Genomic DNA, 15653 nt, shown 5'->3' on the forward strand with positions numbered 1-15653 from the left:
GCGGACCACCACCACACCGGTCCGCAACCACAAAGCCCACCGACCCCGCAAGGTCGACCATGTTTCCTAGGGCATCTGTAAAGCATCACCTGGGATCAATCCGTCAAGCATCAGGTGGGACTAGACATCGCTGGGTAGTTCAGCGCTGCATGCTGAGGAGGGCGCGCATCGTTTCGGCAGGGGTTATGCAGCGGAAGCCGGTGTCGTCGTCGAGCATGTCGGCTGAGGCGTCGTTGAAAGTGGAGGGTGTGCAGCGTAGGAACGGGCTGGTGAAGGCGCTGCCCTTCAGTTCGTGGCGGCCGGGGGTGGGTTCGGTAGAGCACCATTCCCAGGTGTTGCCGCACATGTCGTAGATGCCGTAAGGGCTGACACCGGAGGCGTAGCAGTCAACGGGGGTGGTGCTGCGGATGCCGTGTTCGCGGCAGTTGACCTTGGCCGGGGTGCGCTGGCTTCCCCAGGGGTAGATGTCGCCTCGGGTGCCTCGGGCCGCTTTCTCCCATTGGTGGCTGGTGGGAAGGCTCTTGGCGGACCACTGGGCGTAAGCTGCGGCGTCGTGCCAGGTTACGAAAACAACCGGGTGATTGAGCAGGTCGGCGGATGGCTCGCCGTTCTCCCAGTGCTGCGGCGGCTTGTGGTCCGTGGCGGCCACAAAGCGGGCGTAGTCAGCGTTGGTGGTCGGGAAGACGTCAATGTAGAAGCCGGGCACGTAGACGGGCTCATTGTCAGCACCAGAAAAGAACACTCCAGCCTCGACAAGGGCCATGAGCTTGCCGTCGATCGGGTGGCGTACCTGGTGCTCGTCACCAACGGGGATGTCGGTTTCGGAGGAAGAATTCGAGGGGCTCTCAGCAGAGGACAACGAGTGCTCCTGTGTTGACGCGGTCGGCACGGTGAGACCGATGCTCTCGGCAAATCTGGCCTTCTCCTCGGGGGTACAGGCTTCAAGGAAGGTATCCAAGGCGCGCTGGTTAACCGGGCGGGGAGCGATCTTCTCGCCTCCGGCCTCCCACTTGGAGACCATCCGTTCACTGACTCCTAGCTTGGCGGCGAAATCTTGGAGGGTATGGCGGCCTGCGTCGCGTAGTGCGCGGATCTCTAGGCCGGTCCATCGCTGCACGGTGATGCGCATCTGGGGGGCTCCGTTGGGGAACGGGTCGTCAGAGTGCTTCGGGCGGGATTTCTTCGTACTCCTTGCGGAGCGTGTCGAAGATGGCGTGCTCGGCGGGGAACTCCACATCGTTGACGACCGTGATCGCGCGTACGCCGACGGTCGTGTTGGTGGCGAATGCCGCTTGCATGCGGGGCAGGTCGGAGACGTTGACCGGGCCGAGCGAGGTTCGGTCATGGACCTGCTGGAGCAGGCGCATGGTGACGCCTTGAAGTACTTCGGCGTTGGGCCATATGACCTGGTCGCCGTCGAAGAAGCCGATGTTCCAGGTTGCGCCTTCGGAGACGAAGCCGTCGTAGTCAGTGAAGAGCGAGTCGTCAAAGCCGTCTAGCTGGGCGTTGCGGCGATGCCAGATGGCGCCGAACAGGCCGACGTGCTTGACCTCGGGTAGATCGCGGAGGTAGGTCGCTGTCTGCACGCGTTGCGGCGGCATGGGCAAGGCGCCAGCAGGACGAGTGGTGACGAGCACGTTGGGCTCGGCGTCGGCGCCGGGGCGGCCAAGCTCAAGGTCAGGGTCGTAGACGGTCACGCGGGTAACGAAGGAACCTCCCCGGCCCGAGATCGCCTGACGGATGAGCTCGCGGACGTGTTGGCGGTCCAACTCGGCGCCAAAGAGCGTGCGGCAGTCGCGGACGAGCCGTTCAAGGTGGTGGGAGAACCCGCGAATTCGCTGGTCGTCCACGCGCATCGACGTGAAATGGCCGTAGTTGACCAGGGCGAGCGATTTCAGCTCATCCGTTGTAACTGGGGCACCGTTGAGTTCCGCCATGGATCCAGTTTGTCAGTTGGCTGGGGCGTGTCCACAACCCCGGACGCATTGGTCCTGGTCAGGAACGTGGGTGCGGTGAAAGTTCAGTGCTGAGGCGGTGCCGGGGCGTGGGAAAGCGTTCGTTCAGCGACGAGCCTAATCAGCATGAGCAACGACCAGCAGGTTGACAACTGCCGCCATTGCAGCGGGCGGGGCTGGAAGTTCATCAGCGCTCGGCGGGGTGTCCTTGTCGGTCTACCTCGTCCGGCTCTGGGGCCGGGGCCTGAGCGGGTTGATTGCCCGTGGTGCAGGCCGGGGCGGCGGGCTTCGGCGGCGTGATGAAGCTGCGGGACCGGTGACGGCGGGCGGGTTGCTGATTTACGGCCTGACCCCCGTGCGGGCCGTTGGGTGCGTGCCTTTCCCGCGTCACCGGTCCCGCTTCCCTTCCTGGAGGTATGGACGATGAACACGACGGCGGGTCTGGGGCCTGCGGCTGGCAAGGTCAGGGACGAGCAGGATCGTCGCATTCTGGGTGAGCTTCGGGCGGATTTCGCGGGTTGGCGGATCTGGCGTGCTCGGCGCAGTAGTGACGGCCTTCCGGGTGAGTGGCTGGCGACGCTGCATGACCCCCAGGTTGGGATCACGCCCACGGTCATGGAGCGAACCCCGGACGAGCTCCGCGCGGCGCTGCTGCGGGAGGCGAACCTCGCGCAAGCAGGGCACACGCACAGCTACCTGTGAGCCTGCGCCCCATCACGACAACAAGGAGGAGAGACGGGCATGAGTGTTGAGCGCAGGCGCCGGACGAGGTTCGATGCACCGGAAGTGAGCGACCCTCGGCGTGAGCACCTGCAAGAGCTGTGCCGGGCGATCACCGCGTATCCGAAGCTGGCTGCTGGGGTGGTGGAGCGCTACGGCGTTGCGGTGGTGAACGTGACCTACCTCAGCGCGGCCGGTGGGCCGGTCCTGGCTCAGGACATCGGCTGTGATCGGTTCGGCGATACCTGGTGGTTTGTGTGGGCGAACGACGGGGCCAGGATCGCTCCGGTCTCGGAGTTGGAGGCGGCGGTCCGGGAGATCGCTTACGAGATGGGGGCCGACTCGTGATCGGCTTGGGGAGTGAGCTGTTGCCGATGGCGGCGGGGCTGCTCGGCTACGGGGCGGTCTGCCTGGTGTCCGGGTTGGTGTGGGGCTTCCTGCTGGGCGGTGGCTGACATGGCCAGGTCAGCCCGCCACAGGAAAGCGCAAGGACCACGGCGCAGGAACGTGGGTCGCCTGGACGGGGCTGAGGGGATGCTGACGCTTGTGTGCGGCATCAGCGAGGGCCTAACGGGCCTGAATCCGTCGAGCGGGTTTCCCTTCGTGCATCTGATCGCTGTGCCTTACACACCGGCTGGGACCCGTCAGGCACGGAAGCTGATGGCGAGCTATCTGCGTGTGCCGGGGATGGTGGTAGGTGAGGTGAACCGGTCCCCGGACCTGGACCGGCTGCCCTTCTCAGTTGACCTGGTCGGCGTCGACCGGATCGTGTTCACCCTGGAAGGGCACCACTTCGAACGGGCGGCTGATCCGGGCTGGGTGCAGTTCGCCCGCGAAACCGGCGCGTGCTGCCTGGAAGTCGTCGCCCGTCCCTGGCCCTGGGAGTCCGCGCGGCGACACGACCCCCGATACACCAAGTTGTTCCTCAACGATCCCCAGACCCGGCCACGCGCGGGCGTCATCATCCCCATCCCACGTGCCCAGTCCTGATCCCACGTGCCACCTATGCCACCGTGACGAGGACCGCGACGACGGCGAACGCCGTAACGATCGGAACCGCCAGCTTCGGATCTTTGTGGACCGCGTACGCGACCACCAGGGCGATGAAGATGACCAGCAGCGTCGGTGTGCTGATTGACAAGGTGTCCGACGGCTGCGAGCCGTCCAGGAACGGGCGTACGCTCATAGCGAGCTCGACCTCCATGCAGGGGACTCGGGTTCGATCCAGACGGCCCCAGGTGCACCACCACCAGGGGCCGTCGCATTTCTGTCACGGCCTAACCGGGCCGTCTGCGAGCGGTTCACAGAATATGGACGGGGAGCGTAGTTGTCTCCCAGGTGCGGTCCGCTGAAGTACGGGATTGCCCCACTTCCGGGGTAGGTTCACTCCCACGCGGGGGAAAATCCTCTACCTGGGGCACTCCTTGCCAGAGGCCCGTGACCTGCGGATTCAGCTAGCGCGTTGGATTCGGCGCGGTGATTAAGTCATTTAGAGGGTGGAAAATATGCCCATACCCTTGAGAAATCCTCTCGGTGACGATGAGCGTCACCGGATTCGCCAACTCCCGTACCGGATCGCGAACGGAAATCGGCTGCTCGGGCTCCGGTGACCACCGACATGAGCGGGCTGCCGTCCAATGCCGTAGGCACCCCTAGGGCGAGCAACGCGAGTTGGCCGGCGGCCTGCGCCCGTTGACCGAAAGCGTTGACAGCGGAAAGTAGGAGCTGGTGGTGGATAGGGGCGTGCCGCATCCGTAGGCGGCGGCTATCCTCCTGCTAGTGCACTCATGCACTCAAGTAGCGGAGTCGTCAGGCGGTCGAGATGTCGAACCTGGAGTTTGAACCCCCGAAGTACGCGCGTGTCGTGCTGGAGCTGCGGCGGCGTATCGAGAACGGGGACTACCCACCTGGCTCGACGCTGCCGTCTGAGACGCAACTTGTGCGGGAGTTCGCGGTCGGCCGGACCACCGTGGTGCGGGCCTTGCAGATGCTTCAGCAAGACGGGTGGATCGAACGTGAGCACGGGCGCGGCTCGTTCGTGAAGGGTGTGCCGGGCACGGAGCGCGGCACCCGTCCGGGCCTGGCCGTCCTGGACCAGCCCGAAACGCGGGACACAGTAACCGTGGTCGAGGTCGGCGAGGCAGAACCCCCGCCGCCGGTCGCGGCCGTGCTCGCCGGTGGTACCCGGGCGGTCATGCGGCGGTGGGTGGATACCCGGGACGGCGTTCCCTCGGAGCTGGTGACATGCTGGTTCCCGCCAGAGCTGGCCTACGGCACCGATCTTAGCCAGGCGGCTCCGCTGCCAGTCGGCGTGCGCGCTCACCTGCGCACGGTCAAGGGCCTGCGCCTGGACCACATCACCGAGCGGCTCACCGCCCGGCTTCCCGACGCGGACGAGAGCAAGACCTTGAAGATCCGCAAGACAGAGCCCGTGATCGGCATTGTGGCCACCGTGCATGACGCGACCGATGCGGCGCTCTTCGTTGTCGAGGTCGTGATGCCGGGCGCCGTCCACGAGTTGGAAGACGTCTACCAGGTCACCAACTGACTCTCTCGAAAGTGTGACCCAGGTCACACCACTCCACCACTTGTCCGGACGAGCGTGCGATGTATTCTCATTACATGAACTCGTCCGGACAAGCGGTCGGGTGGTCGAACGGAAGAGGTGATCGTGCATGGCGATTCTGGGTCGGATCCCGGTGGAGTTCGGTGCGGTGTTCCCGCACGGGGTGTACGCGACAGGTGCGGCTGAGCCGCAGACCAACTTCGAGACCAAGCGGCAGGAGATCGACAAGGTCACGAACCTGCCGGTGTGGGTGGTGGACGTCTACGACGCCGACCCCGAGGCGGGCGGCAAGTCGGCGGCGATCCGCGTCAAGGTCATGGCGAAGGTGTGCCCGGTCCTGCCCGAACCGGCGTGGGGTCCGTTCCGCCCGGTGGAGTTCTCCGGCCTCACGCTCACGCCGTATGTCGAGGAGATGGGCCGCGACAACAACGGCAACATCCGGACGCGCGTGGCCTACTCCTTCCGCGCAACGGGCGTCGGCCCGGTCGGTGGCGCGAACAAGGCTGCTCGTCCGGCTAAGGACGCGGCCTGATGGCGGCGCCGAACGCGGGTCGGATGTCGGCGCTGTCGCTACCGGTCGGCCAGAACGCGGCCACTCAGTTCCGCTCGTTCGCGGCTCGGACGCCGTTGCTGACGGTGTCGGCGGGCGGGGTGCTGGTCACCCTGACGCTCCCCGAGCGGCTGCGGGCCGAAGACGTGGAGTTCGCGCGTGGGCTGGCTGAGCAGGCGGCGGCATACGCGGTGGAGGTGGAGCGGCTGTTCCGCTCGGGCCGTCGTCTCTCGGGCAAGCGGCGGGCTGCCTGATCTGGGTGGGGCGGCTGGAGCTGGTCCCTCCGGCCGCCCCGCTTGTTCCTCTCCCCTCGAAATCCCTCAAGCGAAGAGGTGTCTTCATCATGGCATGGGAGTTCCGCAAGGTCGGGCCGGGCGAGAACGTCGCGGTCGAGGCCCAGAAAGATCCGTTCTCGATGCCCAAGTGGGCGCCTCCGGTGTGGCACATGCCGGAGGTCCTGGTTCTGCTCGTCAACCTGGTCCGGGGCCTGGTCGCCCTGGTCGGCTTCACCGTCCGCAACATCGTCCCCGTCTCGGTCCTGTCTGGGCTGGGCTGGCTCGGCTACGCCTACGGCTGGCGGGTCCCCGTCCTCGTCCTGGCCTTCGTCTTGGTGTGTCTGGGGACCTGGGTGCTGGCGGACTGGGACTCGTTCGTCCGGGGTGTGGTCCGTCCGGCTCGCGCCAGGTGGCGGTATCTGGCGGTGTACCGGCGGGACTGGCAACCGGTCCTGGTCACGGCCGGGCTGACCAAGACGCACAAGGGCCGCGAATACCTGCCCGCAATCAAGCGCGTCCGCTGCGGACCAACCTCTGATCGGGTCCTGGTCCGCATGCTCAAGGGCCAGGCACCCGGCTCATGGGAACAGGTCGCGGTCAACCTCGCGCACGGCTTCGGCGCTCAGCTCGTCCGCGTCCGCCAGGGCACCGGTAACCGGTGGTCCTGGGCTGATGGTCGGCCGGTCCGGCGGACGGTCCCGCGCCCCGGTTCGGTGTGGCTGGAGTTCGTCCGCAAAGACGCCCTGGCCTCCCTCGTCCCAGCCTTCCCCTTCCAAGAGCGCACGGAGGTGGACCTCAAGGCGTTGCCGGTCGGGCGGCGGGAAGACGGTGCGCTGTGGCGGCTGCGGCTGCTGGGTACCCATGTGCTGATCGCGGGGGCGACGGGGGCCGGTAAGGGGTCGGTGCTGTGGTCGATCGTCCGCGCGCTGCTGCCCTGGATGCTGGCGGGCCTGGTCGAGGTGTGGGCGATCGACCCCAAGCGGATGGAGCTGGCCTACGGGCGGGCGCTGTTCGAACGCCACGGCCGCTACTCCGATGATCCCAAGGGCGGCATGGTCGAGCTCCTCGAAGCGGCGGCCCAGGACATGAACGCTCGCGCCGCACAGTTCGCCGGTCACACACGCTCGTTCACCCCGACCCATGAGCACCCGTTCCGGGTGGTGATCGTGGATGAGCTGGCGTTCCTGACCGCCTATTGCCCCGATCGGGATCTGCGGCGGCGGGCCGAGTCAGCGATGGCGATCCTGGCCTCACAGGGCCGCTCGGTCGGGTACTGCCTGATCGGCGCTCAGCAGGACGCCCGAAAAGAGGTCAACAACCTGCGCAACCTGTTCCCCGACCGCATCGCCCTTCGCCTGGACGAATCCGAGCAGGTTGACATGGTCCTCGGTGACGGGGCGCGGGACCGTGGCGCGCTGGCCGATCAGATCTCCTCCATCCCCGAGATCGGCGCTGGGGTCGGCTACATCAAGCTCGAAACCACCCCCGACCCTGTGCGGGTCCGGGCCGCCTACGTCTCTGACGACGACATCCGCGACATGGTCGCGCTCGGTGTCCCTGAGGTCGGGGAGGCAGCGTGAACGTCCCCAAGATTCAGCGACGTGAGCGGGCTGCCGTCCAATGCCGTAGGCACCCAAAGGGCGAGCAACGCGAGTTGGCCGGCGGCCTGCGCCCGTCAACTCCAAGCGATGGCGACGCCGAATCCATCGACGGTCAGGTGATCGCATGACCGCGCGCAAGCCTCGTCCGGAAGTCGGCAACTGGGTCGAGATCACTAGCGGACCAGACAAGGGCACGCACGGCCGAGTGACTGCCATCGACAAGACCGATGGGCGCACGGTGGTCCAGGTCCGTGCGGCCAAGCAGAAGAAAGCACGGCCCTACCCGCTGCGGTCGGTGACCGTGCGCGCCGTGCAGCTCGCCTTCGACGTCCCGGGGGAGGCATGACCGAGACCCAACCGGCCGCGCCGGTCAAGACCCTCCCGCCGCTCGCCCAGGGCGTGGTCGAGGCGGTCGCCATTGACCATGGGGTGTGCATCCGCCCGGTACCGATGCGGCGCGTTGACCTGGAGACCGGAGAGTCAGAGGTCGTGTCGGTGCCGTGCGGGCACACGCGCGCTTCGGTGTGCCCGCCGTGTGCGGAGAACAAGCGGCGCATCCGCGCGCAGCAGTGCCGGGAAGGCTGGCACCTGGAGACCGAACCGATCATCCAACGCGCCGACCCGGACGCCACGCAACGGCACCTGGTCGAGCTGCGGGCACAGGCCCAGGGGCGGCGTGATGTTGCGGCCGAGAGTGGCGCGGCCGATGGCGAGGGGGTCGAGTTCTGGGATCGGCTGATCCGGGACCTGGAGAACGAGATCGAACGGGCCGGGGTGGCGGGCACCCTGAAGACCGCTACCGACGATGATGACGGCGGGCGGCGTACCCGCTCCACCCGGCGGCGCCAGGATGTGCCGGACCTGCCTCGGCGGCCGGTCGAGAACCGCACGGTGGGCAAGGCGTACACGGCGCCGGATGGCAAGACGTTCCGGCCGTCGCTGTTCCTGACCCTGACGCTGGACTCCTACGGCCGGGTCCGCTCGGACGGCACCCCGGTTGACCCGGCGACCTACGACTACCGGCGGGCGGCTCGTGATGCGTTGCACTTCGGCAAGCTGATCGATCGGTTCGTGCAGAACCTGCGGCGGTTCGTCGGCTATGAGGTGCAGTACTTCGCGGCCGTTGAACCGCAACGGCGGCTGGCGCCTCATCTGCACATGGCCATTCGCGGGACGATATCGCGCGCTGAGCTTCGTCAGGTGGTGGCGGCGACCTATCACCAGGTGTGGTGGCCCTCGACTGATCGCGTCGTCTACCAGGGCGACGGTCTACCGGTCTGGGATGACTCGGCCGGAGACGACGAGCAGGGCGGCTATGTCGATCCCGATACGGGCGCGGTGCTGCCGACGTGGGATGACGCGCTCGACAAGCTCGGCCAGGACGATGACGCCGAACCGCTGCATGTGGTGCGGTTCGGCCGTCAGGTGGATGCCCAGGGGGTCATGGCGGGCGGCGCCGACAGTAACCGGTGTATCCGGTACCTGACCAAGTACCTGGTCAAGAGCGTCGCGGAATGCCATGAGGCGGAGACCGACAGGCAGCGTGCTCATGTGGATCGGCTGGCTGAGGCGCTGCGGTATGAGCCGTGCTCGCCTACCTGCTCCAACTGGCTGCGGTACGGCGTGCAGCCCAAGAACGCCCGTAAGGGCCTGGTGCCTGGGTTCTGCAAGGGCAAGGCACACCGGCGTGAACACCTGGGCTACGGCGGCCGTCGCGTGCTGGTGTCGCGCAAGTGGTCCGGCAAGACCATGGCCGATCACAAAGCCGACCGCACAACTTGGGTGCTCGCCCGGCTGGCGGAGGCCGGTATTTCGGCAACCGGTCCTGCGGCGGGTGATCGACGGTTCCTGTGGGAACGGGCCGGGCCTGGTGACCCGGACGTCAAACCGGTCACGCATCGGTTGCTGCTGCTGATCGAGGAACGCACCCGGCGACGCGACCAGCTCGCCCAAGCCCTCAACGACACTTCGGCAAATGGGGAGGCAGCGTGAGCATGCGGCGGGACGATCTCCTCACCGTCGATCAGGTGCTCGAAGAACTCGGCGGGATCTCCCGGCGGACCTTCTACCGCTGGCGTGAGATCGGCCATGCTCCCGACGCAATCCGACTGCCTAACGGCGAACTGCGCATCTGGCGTAGCGAACTCATGAGCTGGCTCAACACCCTGAGGGATGCAGCATGACCATGTCTCGTAAGGTCCGGTTCTGGGAGATCCGTCAGAACACCTCCAGCAAGCGCAAGAAGACGTACGAGGTGCGGTGGAAGGTTGACGGTCGGGAAAGGTCCCGCACCTTCGCGGGGAAGACACTGGCCAAGAACTTCCTTCTTGACCTTGAGCTTGCCGCCAAGCGGGGTGAAGAGTTCGAGGTCGAGTCCGGGCTTCCTGAGTCGATGCTCAAGGCCAAGAAGTCTGCGACCTGGCTGGAGTTCAGCTTGGCCTATGTCGATATGAAGTGGCCGTACGCGGCTCCGAACAGCCGGGACGGGCTCACGGAGACTCTGGCCACGGTGGCGCCCGTTCTCGTACGTGACGACGCTCCAGAGGCACCGGAAGCAAACGTCATGCGTACCGCACTCCGCGCGTACTACCTCGCGCCCAAAGATCGGAAACGGCCTCGTCCGGCCGAGATCTCGGAGGCTCTCAGCTGGCTGGAAAAGTCTTCGCTCACGCTCGATGAGGTGTACGAGCGGCGGAACGTCCGGGCCGCTCTGAACGCGCTCACGCTCCGCTTGGACGGTTTGCCTGCGGCGGCCTCGACGGTGGCTCGAAAGCGTGCCGTCCTCTACAACGCCTTCGAGTACGCGGTCGAGCTGGAGGAGTTTGAGCGCAACCCGATCGACAAGGTCAAGTGGACGGCGCCGAAGCTCGCCGAAGAGGTTGACTGGCGAGTGGTGATCGGCCCTCGGCAGATGCGGGAGTGCCTGACGGCCGTCACCTACGTCGGTAAGCGGGGACGGGGTCGGCGCCTGCGTGCCCTGTACGCCTGCATGTACTACGCGGCGCTTCGCCCTGCTGAGGCTGTGGCGCTGCACAAGGATGACTGCCATCTTCCGGCAACGGGCTGGGGGCGGCTGGTCCTCACTCGGTCTCTGCCTGAGACCGGATCCCGGTGGACGGATAGCGGCTCGACTCACGAACAGCGTGGGCTCAAGCTCCGTCCGGCGAACGAGATCCGCACGGTTCCGATCCCCCCGGTCCTGGTGGAGATCCTCCGGGAGCACATGGCGGAGTTTGGGACGGCTGAGGATGGACGGATCTTCCAGACTGAGCGGGGCGGCATCGTCGGCTCGACAGCCTATGGCGACGTCTGGGCGGCGACTCGGGCTCTAGCGCTCATGCCTGACCAGGTTGTCTCTCCCCTGGCTCGGCGGCCGTATGACCTGCGCCACGCGGGCGTTTCGCTGTGGCTCAACTCCGGTGTTCCGGCAACCGAGGTCGCCGAACGGGCTGGCCACAGTGTCAAAGTCTTGCTCCAGATCTACGCGAAGTGCATCGACGGCCAGCAGGACAGGGCAAACAAGCGGATCGACGATGCTCTCGACGACTGACAGGCCGTACAGTGAAGGGGCTCCGGTTCATCCCGGGGCCCCTTGCTCGTTTCGGCTCCGACGTGCGGAAACGCTTCGGATTCCATCCCGTGGATATCCCGCGACCACTGACAAATGGCTGCGCACGGTGGCATCTAGCTGCACATGCCCGATCTTGGAACGAGGACGGCCCCCGACCATATCGCCTGGTCAGGGGCCGTTTTCAAGGGTGTGGCGGGTGCAGGGTTCGAACCTGCGTAGGCTAAGCCGACGGATTTACAGTCCGCTCCCATTGGCCACTCGGGCAACCCGCCGTGGCGTCGCTCTCGCGACGGCAATGGAAAGAATAGCGGACACCGGCGGTGCTCGTGACATCGGCGTGGGCGGTTGTGGATCAGGCGGCGAGGCCTGTCGTCTCGCTACGCTCGGGGGACTACCAGAAGAAGCAGACGAGAATGGTGTCCCATGGGTGACTCATCGTTCGACATCGTGAGCAAGCTGGACCGGCAGGAGGTCGACAACGCCCTGAACCAGGCCGCCAAGGAGGTGGCCAACAGGTTCGACTTCCGGAACGTGGACGCCGGGATCAAGTGGTCCGGCGAGGCCATCGAGGTCCAGGCCAATACGGAGGAGCGGGCGAACGCCGTTCTGGATGTCCTCAAGGACAAACTGGTCAAGCGGAGCATCTCGCTGAAGGCCATCGACCCGAGCGAGCCCAAGCTGTCGGGGAAGGTCTACAAGCTGACCGTGGCCCTGAAGGAGGGCATCGCCCAGGAGGACGCCAAGAAGATCGGCAAGATAATCCGGGATGAGGGGCCGAAGGGGATCAAGGCCCAGATCCAGGGTGACGAGCTGCGGGTGAGCTCGAAGAAGAAGGACGACCTCCAGGACGTCATCTCGCTCCTGAAGGGCAAGGACCTCGACGTGGCCCTGCAGTTCGTCAACTACCGGTGACTTAGCGCGGAGCGCGCCGGCCGTCTTCCCCCGCAGAAGGCGCCCGGCGCGCCCGCACTACTTATGACGGGGGAAGGCGCCCGGAGGTTCAGTCCGATTTTCAGACGAGGGCTGGAGAACGCCGTCAGGGCGAGATCGAGCACGCGGGCCAGGGCCGCGACGGTGAAGAACGCGGGCGCCGCGTTCCATCTTGCGCAGGGTGCCGAGCGAGATGCAGCCACTGCGGCCGCGCCGCGCTTGACGCGGTCACACCATGGCTGGAGCCCGTGGTGACTTAGTGGGCACGCAGGCGCGAGGCCCCGCTGGCACCCGGGCTGAGGGCTTCCCTGACCATCGCGATCGAGCCGATGTTCCATGAGGGCGGAACGGCACGTGCGTCCTGCCTCGGTCACCACTGTGCATGGCGCTTCGAGCATTCGGTCGCCATCACTGCGGACGGCCCGATGGCCCTGACTTGCAGTAGTCGATGACTACTGTTAGTAGTTACCGGGTGATCTACGGGAAGGGCCCGTCACCCCGGAGCGACCCGTTCGCCCGAGGCAACCAGATCACCGAATTCGGGGGAGACCATGCTCAGCAAGAAGCTGTTCGCGTCCCTGACTCTCAGCGCGTTCGCCGTCGGTGGTGCGATGGCCATGGAGGGAGTGGCGCAGGCAAGCGCTGCCGAGACCGCGACGGCGGTGGCCGCCGTGCCCATGTGCAAGTTCAAGGTCCGCAACAAGCCCGCCCGTGTGCAGGTGCGTAAGGCCGTGAAGAAGGGTGATCGCCTCAGTCTCGGCAAGCCGATCGGTTACATGAAGGCGCAGGAGATGACCATCGGCACCTGCAAGCAGTACGACGGCTGGCACGTCATCGGCGGTCGCGTAGCCGGCAAGAAGCAGGTGGTGGCCGGCGCCATATGGCACGCCCACGTGGCGAACGTGGGCAGGGCGTAGCGAGACCTGGCTTGAACACCGCCATCTGATGCCCGGCGACCTCATGGTCGCCGGGTATCACGCACGTGTGGTCAACGGGAGAGGCCGGCCATCCGCTCCAGGCGGGCGATGCGCTCGGCCGTCGGTGGGTGAGTGGAGAAGAGCTTGCCCATGCCGCGGCCGCGGAACGGGTTAGCGATCATGAGGGAGCTGGTGGTGGCCAGTTCGGGGTCTTGCGGGAGCGGCATCGCCTTCGTACCGGCGTCGATCTTGCGGAGCGCGCTGGCCAGGGCGAGCGGGTCGCCGGTGAGCTGCGCGCCCGCGGCGTCGGCGGCGAACTCGCGGGTGCGGCTGATCGCCATCTGGACGACCGCGGCGGCGATCGGGCCGAGGATCATCATCAGCAGGGCACCGAGGAGGCCGGGGCCGTCATCGTCGTCGGAACGCCCGATCGGCAGGAAGATCGCCAGGTGGGACAGGTAGGTGATGACGGTCGCGATCCCGGCGGCCACCGACGAGATGAGGATGTCCCGGTTGTAGACGTGCGACAGCTCGTGGCCGAGCACCGCCCGCAGCTCCCGCTCGTCCAGCATCTGCAGGATGCCGCGTGTGCAGCAGACCGCCGCGTTGCGCGGGTTGCGCCCGGTGGCGAACGCGTTGGGCTGCATGGTCTCCGACACGTACAGCCGGGGCATCGGCTGCCGCGCCGAGGTCGCCAGCTCGCGGACCAGCCGGTAGAGCACCGGCGCCTCGACCTCGCCGACCGGATGGGCGCGCATGGAGCGCAGCGCGATCCGGTCGCTGAAGAAGTACGCGATGCCGTTGGTGACCAGCGCGATGACGAGCGCGATGAAGAGGCCCGCGTTGCCTCCCAGCACCCAGCCCACCGCGAGCATCAATGCGGACAGCGCACCGATCAGAGCCGCCGTCTTGACGCCGTTGAACTGCACTTCTGTCCAGCCTCCCCGTGTTCCGTCCCCCTCTAAAAACGGTTTGACCTGCCCGAATGTTCCACGGTCAGAGGTCATCAAACGCGGGCCAGGCTTGCAGGTGAGCGCGGGGCGGTCAGCTCACTGAGGTCACCGTTTGCAGGACGACCTGGGGCGCCACTGACAGGACGACGGCACCGGCGGCGGTCGCCGCTATCGCGGCGCGCACGGGGAAACCTCCTGGTCCGGCGGCGATCAGGTACGGACGGCCCTCAGGTGCGGCGAACAGCCGGACGGCCCAGACCAGGTAGTAGTAGAGCCCGATCACGGTGTTGATCGCCATGACGACCGCCAGCCACGTGACGTCGCCTGCGACCACCGCGCGGAACACCACCACCTTGGCGAAGAGCCCCATCACACCCGGCGGCAGTCCGGCCAGGCAGATCAGGAAGAACGCGAGCGCCGCACCGATCGCCGGGCTGCGCCGGGCTAGCCCGCGATAGTCGTCCAAGGAGTCCCACTCGGCGCCGCCATATTCGGCGTATCCCTGGTGCATCCGCGCACGGAAACCGATGACCACGGCGAACGCACCGAGGTTCATCACCGCGTAGAGCGCCACGTACGCCGTCGTGGCGGCGACCGCCTCCGGCAGGCGGTGCGTGCCGACCGCCAGCGGCGCGAGCATGTACCCCGACTGGGCGACCGACGACCAGGCCAGCAGGCGGATCGCGGTGCCCTGCCGCAGGGCCATCAGATTGCCGAGGGTCATCGTCAGCGCGGCGAGCAGCGCGACCACCGGACCCCAGACGTGGGCGTACGCGGGGAAGCCGAGCGCCAGCACGATCGCCAGCCCGGCGAACCCGGCCGCCTTGGAGACCACCGAGAGGAACGCGGCGACCGGCAGCGGCGCGCCCTGGTAGACGTCGGGCGCCCAGAAATGGAACGGCACCGCGGCGACCTTGAAGCCGAAGCCCACCAGCACGAGCACGATGCCGACGCCCACGACCGGGTCGTACTCGCTGGGGAGTTTGTCCAGCGCGAGGGCGATGCGATCGAGGTGCATCGCGCCGGTCGCCCCGTACACCAGGCTGATCCCGAACAACATCAGCGCCGCCGAGACGACCGAGATCAGGAAGAGCTTGAGCGCCGCCTCCGAACCCGTGCCGCTGTACCTCTTCAACGCGACGAGCGCGAACACCGGCAGCGACAACGTCTCCAGCGCCACGACCAGCAGCACCAGATCACGCGCGGCCACCAGGCTCAGCGCCCCGACGATCGCCGAGAGCAGCAGGAAGTGGTACTCCCCCACCGGCATCTCAGCCTCGGCGATCTCACGCAGCGACAGCAGTACGACGATGACGGCGGCGGCCAGCACGACCCCTTGGAAGAGGAGCGTGAAGTCGTCTGCCACGTACGAGCACGACCGCGGGCCGTTGCCGCGCAGATCACCCGGCAGGCAGAACGTGGCGCGACGGTCGCCGAACGCCAGCAGCACGACGCTGAGCAACGCCACCGCGAGCGCCCCGCCGCTGAGCAGGCCGATGAAGCGGCGCGGCACGTCGAACGCGTCGGCCAGCAACACCACGATCGCGGTCACCGCCACGATCAACGCCGGCGCGACGGCGGCGTAGTCGATGCTCTGGATCACCTGGCCCATGAC

18 protein-coding genes and 1 tRNA gene are annotated in these 15653 nt (G+C 66.8%); 13 read left to right on the plus strand and 6 right to left on the minus strand.

All coding sequences use genetic code 11. From position 1 onward, the window contains the following. Positions 1-139 precede the first annotated feature (139 nt). Together ACH34W_RS42615 and ACH34W_RS42620 are read right to left on the minus strand one after the other, a co-directional pair. Positions 140-1129, minus strand: coding sequence for an SUMF1/EgtB/PvdO family nonheme iron enzyme (locus ACH34W_RS42615; protein ID WP_395966914.1), 990 nt, complete (start codon positions 1127-1129; stop codon positions 140-142). Between the two features lie 28 nt (positions 1130-1157). Beyond that, positions 1158-1937 (minus strand): aminotransferase class IV family protein, encoded by a 780-nt coding sequence (locus tag ACH34W_RS42620; RefSeq protein ID WP_395966915.1) that lies wholly within the window; start codon positions 1935-1937, stop codon positions 1158-1160. Positions 1938-2378: 441 nt separating this feature from the next. Between ACH34W_RS42620 and ACH34W_RS42625 the strand changes: the two genes are divergently transcribed. From ACH34W_RS42625 to ACH34W_RS42635, 3 genes are all read left to right on the plus strand, one after another. After that, complete coding sequence (locus tag ACH34W_RS42625) at positions 2379-2657, plus strand: hypothetical protein (protein WP_395966916.1); 279 nt, start codon at positions 2379-2381, stop codon at positions 2655-2657. A 39-nt stretch (positions 2658-2696) separates the two neighbouring features. After that, the gene (locus ACH34W_RS42630) at positions 2697-3023 is read left to right on the plus strand and encodes a hypothetical protein (protein ID WP_395966917.1); all 327 of its coding nucleotides are present in this window, start codon (positions 2697-2699) and stop codon (positions 3021-3023) included. Between the two features lie 186 nt (positions 3024-3209). After that, on the plus strand, positions 3210-3665 hold the full coding sequence (locus ACH34W_RS42635; protein WP_395966918.1) for a DUF5949 family protein: 456 nt from the start codon (positions 3210-3212) through the stop codon (positions 3663-3665). Between the two features lie 13 nt (positions 3666-3678). On the opposite strand, the gene ACH34W_RS42640 is transcribed toward ACH34W_RS42635, so the two are convergent. After that, on the minus strand, positions 3679-3861 hold the full coding sequence (locus ACH34W_RS42640; protein ID WP_395966919.1) for a hypothetical protein: 183 nt from the start codon (positions 3859-3861) through the stop codon (positions 3679-3681). A 636-nt stretch (positions 3862-4497) separates the two neighbouring features. Here ACH34W_RS42640 and ACH34W_RS42645 point away from each other — a divergent pair. From ACH34W_RS42645 to ACH34W_RS42680, 8 genes are all read left to right on the plus strand, one after another. Beyond that, the gene (locus ACH34W_RS42645; protein ID WP_395966920.1) at positions 4498-5223 is read left to right on the plus strand and encodes a GntR family transcriptional regulator; all 726 of its coding nucleotides are present in this window, start codon (positions 4498-4500) and stop codon (positions 5221-5223) included. 127 nt (positions 5224-5350) lie between these two features. Beyond that, positions 5351-5773 (plus strand): plasmid replication, integration and excision activator, encoded by a 423-nt coding sequence (locus tag ACH34W_RS42650; RefSeq protein ID WP_395966921.1) that lies wholly within the window; start codon positions 5351-5353, stop codon positions 5771-5773. Next, positions 5773-6045 (plus strand): hypothetical protein, encoded by a 273-nt coding sequence (locus ACH34W_RS42655; RefSeq protein WP_395966922.1) that lies wholly within the window; start codon positions 5773-5775, stop codon positions 6043-6045. Before ACH34W_RS42650 ends, ACH34W_RS42655 begins: the two co-directional genes overlap by 1 nt. An 89-nt stretch (positions 6046-6134) precedes the next feature. Further along, positions 6135-7646 carry an FtsK/SpoIIIE domain-containing protein gene (locus ACH34W_RS42660; protein WP_395966923.1) on the plus strand — a complete coding sequence of 504 codons (1512 nt, stop codon included), beginning with the start codon at positions 6135-6137 and terminating at the stop codon, positions 7644-7646. A gap of 145 nt (positions 7647-7791) precedes the next feature. After that, positions 7792-8013 (plus strand): KOW motif-containing protein, encoded by a 222-nt coding sequence (locus ACH34W_RS42665; protein ID WP_395966924.1) that lies wholly within the window; start codon positions 7792-7794, stop codon positions 8011-8013. Next, the gene (locus ACH34W_RS42670; protein WP_395966925.1) at positions 8010-9659 is read left to right on the plus strand and encodes a replication initiator; all 1650 of its coding nucleotides are present in this window, start codon (positions 8010-8012) and stop codon (positions 9657-9659) included. Before ACH34W_RS42665 ends, ACH34W_RS42670 begins: the two co-directional genes overlap by 4 nt. 2 nt (positions 9660-9661) lie before the next feature. Beyond that, the gene (locus ACH34W_RS42675; RefSeq protein WP_395967095.1) at positions 9662-9850 is read left to right on the plus strand and encodes a helix-turn-helix transcriptional regulator; all 189 of its coding nucleotides are present in this window, start codon (positions 9662-9664) and stop codon (positions 9848-9850) included. Beyond that, positions 9847-11217 carry a tyrosine-type recombinase/integrase gene (locus ACH34W_RS42680; RefSeq protein WP_395966926.1) on the plus strand — a complete coding sequence of 457 codons (1371 nt, stop codon included), beginning with the start codon at positions 9847-9849 and terminating at the stop codon, positions 11215-11217. Before ACH34W_RS42675 ends, ACH34W_RS42680 begins: the two co-directional genes overlap by 4 nt. Before the next feature lie 211 nt (positions 11218-11428). On the opposite strand, the gene ACH34W_RS42685 is transcribed toward ACH34W_RS42680, so the two are convergent. After that, a tRNA-Tyr gene (locus ACH34W_RS42685) sits at positions 11429-11510 on the minus strand. A gap of 151 nt (positions 11511-11661) precedes the next feature. On the opposite strand from ACH34W_RS42685, the gene ACH34W_RS42690 reads away from it, so the two are divergent. Both ACH34W_RS42690 and ACH34W_RS42695 read left to right on the plus strand, forming a co-directional pair. Next, positions 11662-12150: a YajQ family cyclic di-GMP-binding protein gene (locus tag ACH34W_RS42690; protein WP_395966927.1), complete on the plus strand. Its 489-nt coding sequence runs from the start codon at positions 11662-11664 to the stop codon at positions 12148-12150. Between the two features lie 569 nt (positions 12151-12719). Further along, a complete protein-coding gene (locus ACH34W_RS42695) occupies positions 12720-13085 on the plus strand; it encodes a hypothetical protein (RefSeq protein ID WP_395966928.1) in 366 nt (121 codons plus the stop codon). A 71-nt stretch (positions 13086-13156) separates the two neighbouring features. Here ACH34W_RS42695 and htpX read toward each other — a convergent pair whose 3' ends face one another. Together htpX and ACH34W_RS42705 are read right to left on the minus strand one after the other, a co-directional pair. After that, positions 13157-14014 carry a zinc metalloprotease HtpX gene (gene htpX / locus ACH34W_RS42700; protein ID WP_395966929.1) on the minus strand — a complete coding sequence of 286 codons (858 nt, stop codon included), beginning with the start codon at positions 14012-14014 and terminating at the stop codon, positions 13157-13159. A gap of 115 nt (positions 14015-14129) precedes the next feature. Then, positions 14130-15650: an NADH-quinone oxidoreductase subunit N gene (locus ACH34W_RS42705; RefSeq protein WP_395966930.1), complete on the minus strand. Its 1521-nt coding sequence runs from the start codon at positions 15648-15650 to the stop codon at positions 14130-14132. Positions 15651-15653: the final 3 nt, after the last annotated feature.

Source organism: Actinomadura sp. 6N118 (assembly GCF_044326415.1).
Classification (GTDB): Bacteria; Actinomycetota; Actinomycetes; order Streptosporangiales; family Streptosporangiaceae; genus Spirillospora.

Excerpts from the sequence above, each read along its gene's own strand:
- ACH34W_RS42645 (WP_395966920.1), top strand. The coding sequence starts at position 4,498 with ATGTCGAACCTGGAGTTTGAACCCCCGAAGTACGCGCGTGTCGTGCTG.
- ACH34W_RS42705 (WP_395966930.1), bottom strand. The coding sequence starts at position 15,650 with ATGGGCCAGGTGATCCAGAGCATCGACTACGCCGCCGTCGCGCCGGCG.
- ACH34W_RS42695 (WP_395966928.1), top strand. The coding sequence starts at position 12,720 with ATGCTCAGCAAGAAGCTGTTCGCGTCCCTGACTCTCAGCGCGTTCGCC.
- ACH34W_RS42620 (WP_395966915.1), bottom strand. The coding sequence starts at position 1,937 with ATGGCGGAACTCAACGGTGCCCCAGTTACAACGGATGAGCTGAAATCG.
- ACH34W_RS42635 (WP_395966918.1), top strand. The coding sequence starts at position 3,210 with ATGCTGACGCTTGTGTGCGGCATCAGCGAGGGCCTAACGGGCCTGAAT.
- ACH34W_RS42615 (WP_395966914.1), bottom strand. The coding sequence starts at position 1,129 with ATGCGCATCACCGTGCAGCGATGGACCGGCCTAGAGATCCGCGCACTA.
- ACH34W_RS42625 (WP_395966916.1), top strand. The coding sequence starts at position 2,379 with ATGAACACGACGGCGGGTCTGGGGCCTGCGGCTGGCAAGGTCAGGGAC.
- ACH34W_RS42655 (WP_395966922.1), top strand. The coding sequence starts at position 5,773 with ATGGCGGCGCCGAACGCGGGTCGGATGTCGGCGCTGTCGCTACCGGTC.
- ACH34W_RS42650 (WP_395966921.1), top strand. The coding sequence starts at position 5,351 with ATGGCGATTCTGGGTCGGATCCCGGTGGAGTTCGGTGCGGTGTTCCCG.
- ACH34W_RS42680 (WP_395966926.1), top strand. The coding sequence starts at position 9,847 with ATGACCATGTCTCGTAAGGTCCGGTTCTGGGAGATCCGTCAGAACACC.
- ACH34W_RS42690 (WP_395966927.1), top strand. The coding sequence starts at position 11,662 with ATGGGTGACTCATCGTTCGACATCGTGAGCAAGCTGGACCGGCAGGAG.
- ACH34W_RS42665 (WP_395966924.1), top strand. The coding sequence starts at position 7,792 with ATGACCGCGCGCAAGCCTCGTCCGGAAGTCGGCAACTGGGTCGAGATC.
- ACH34W_RS42660 (WP_395966923.1), top strand. The coding sequence starts at position 6,135 with ATGGCATGGGAGTTCCGCAAGGTCGGGCCGGGCGAGAACGTCGCGGTC.
- ACH34W_RS42670 (WP_395966925.1), top strand. The coding sequence starts at position 8,010 with ATGACCGAGACCCAACCGGCCGCGCCGGTCAAGACCCTCCCGCCGCTC.
- ACH34W_RS42675 (WP_395967095.1), top strand. The coding sequence starts at position 9,662 with ATGCGGCGGGACGATCTCCTCACCGTCGATCAGGTGCTCGAAGAACTC.
- ACH34W_RS42630 (WP_395966917.1), top strand. The coding sequence starts at position 2,697 with ATGAGTGTTGAGCGCAGGCGCCGGACGAGGTTCGATGCACCGGAAGTG.
- ACH34W_RS42640 (WP_395966919.1), bottom strand. The coding sequence starts at position 3,861 with ATGAGCGTACGCCCGTTCCTGGACGGCTCGCAGCCGTCGGACACCTTG.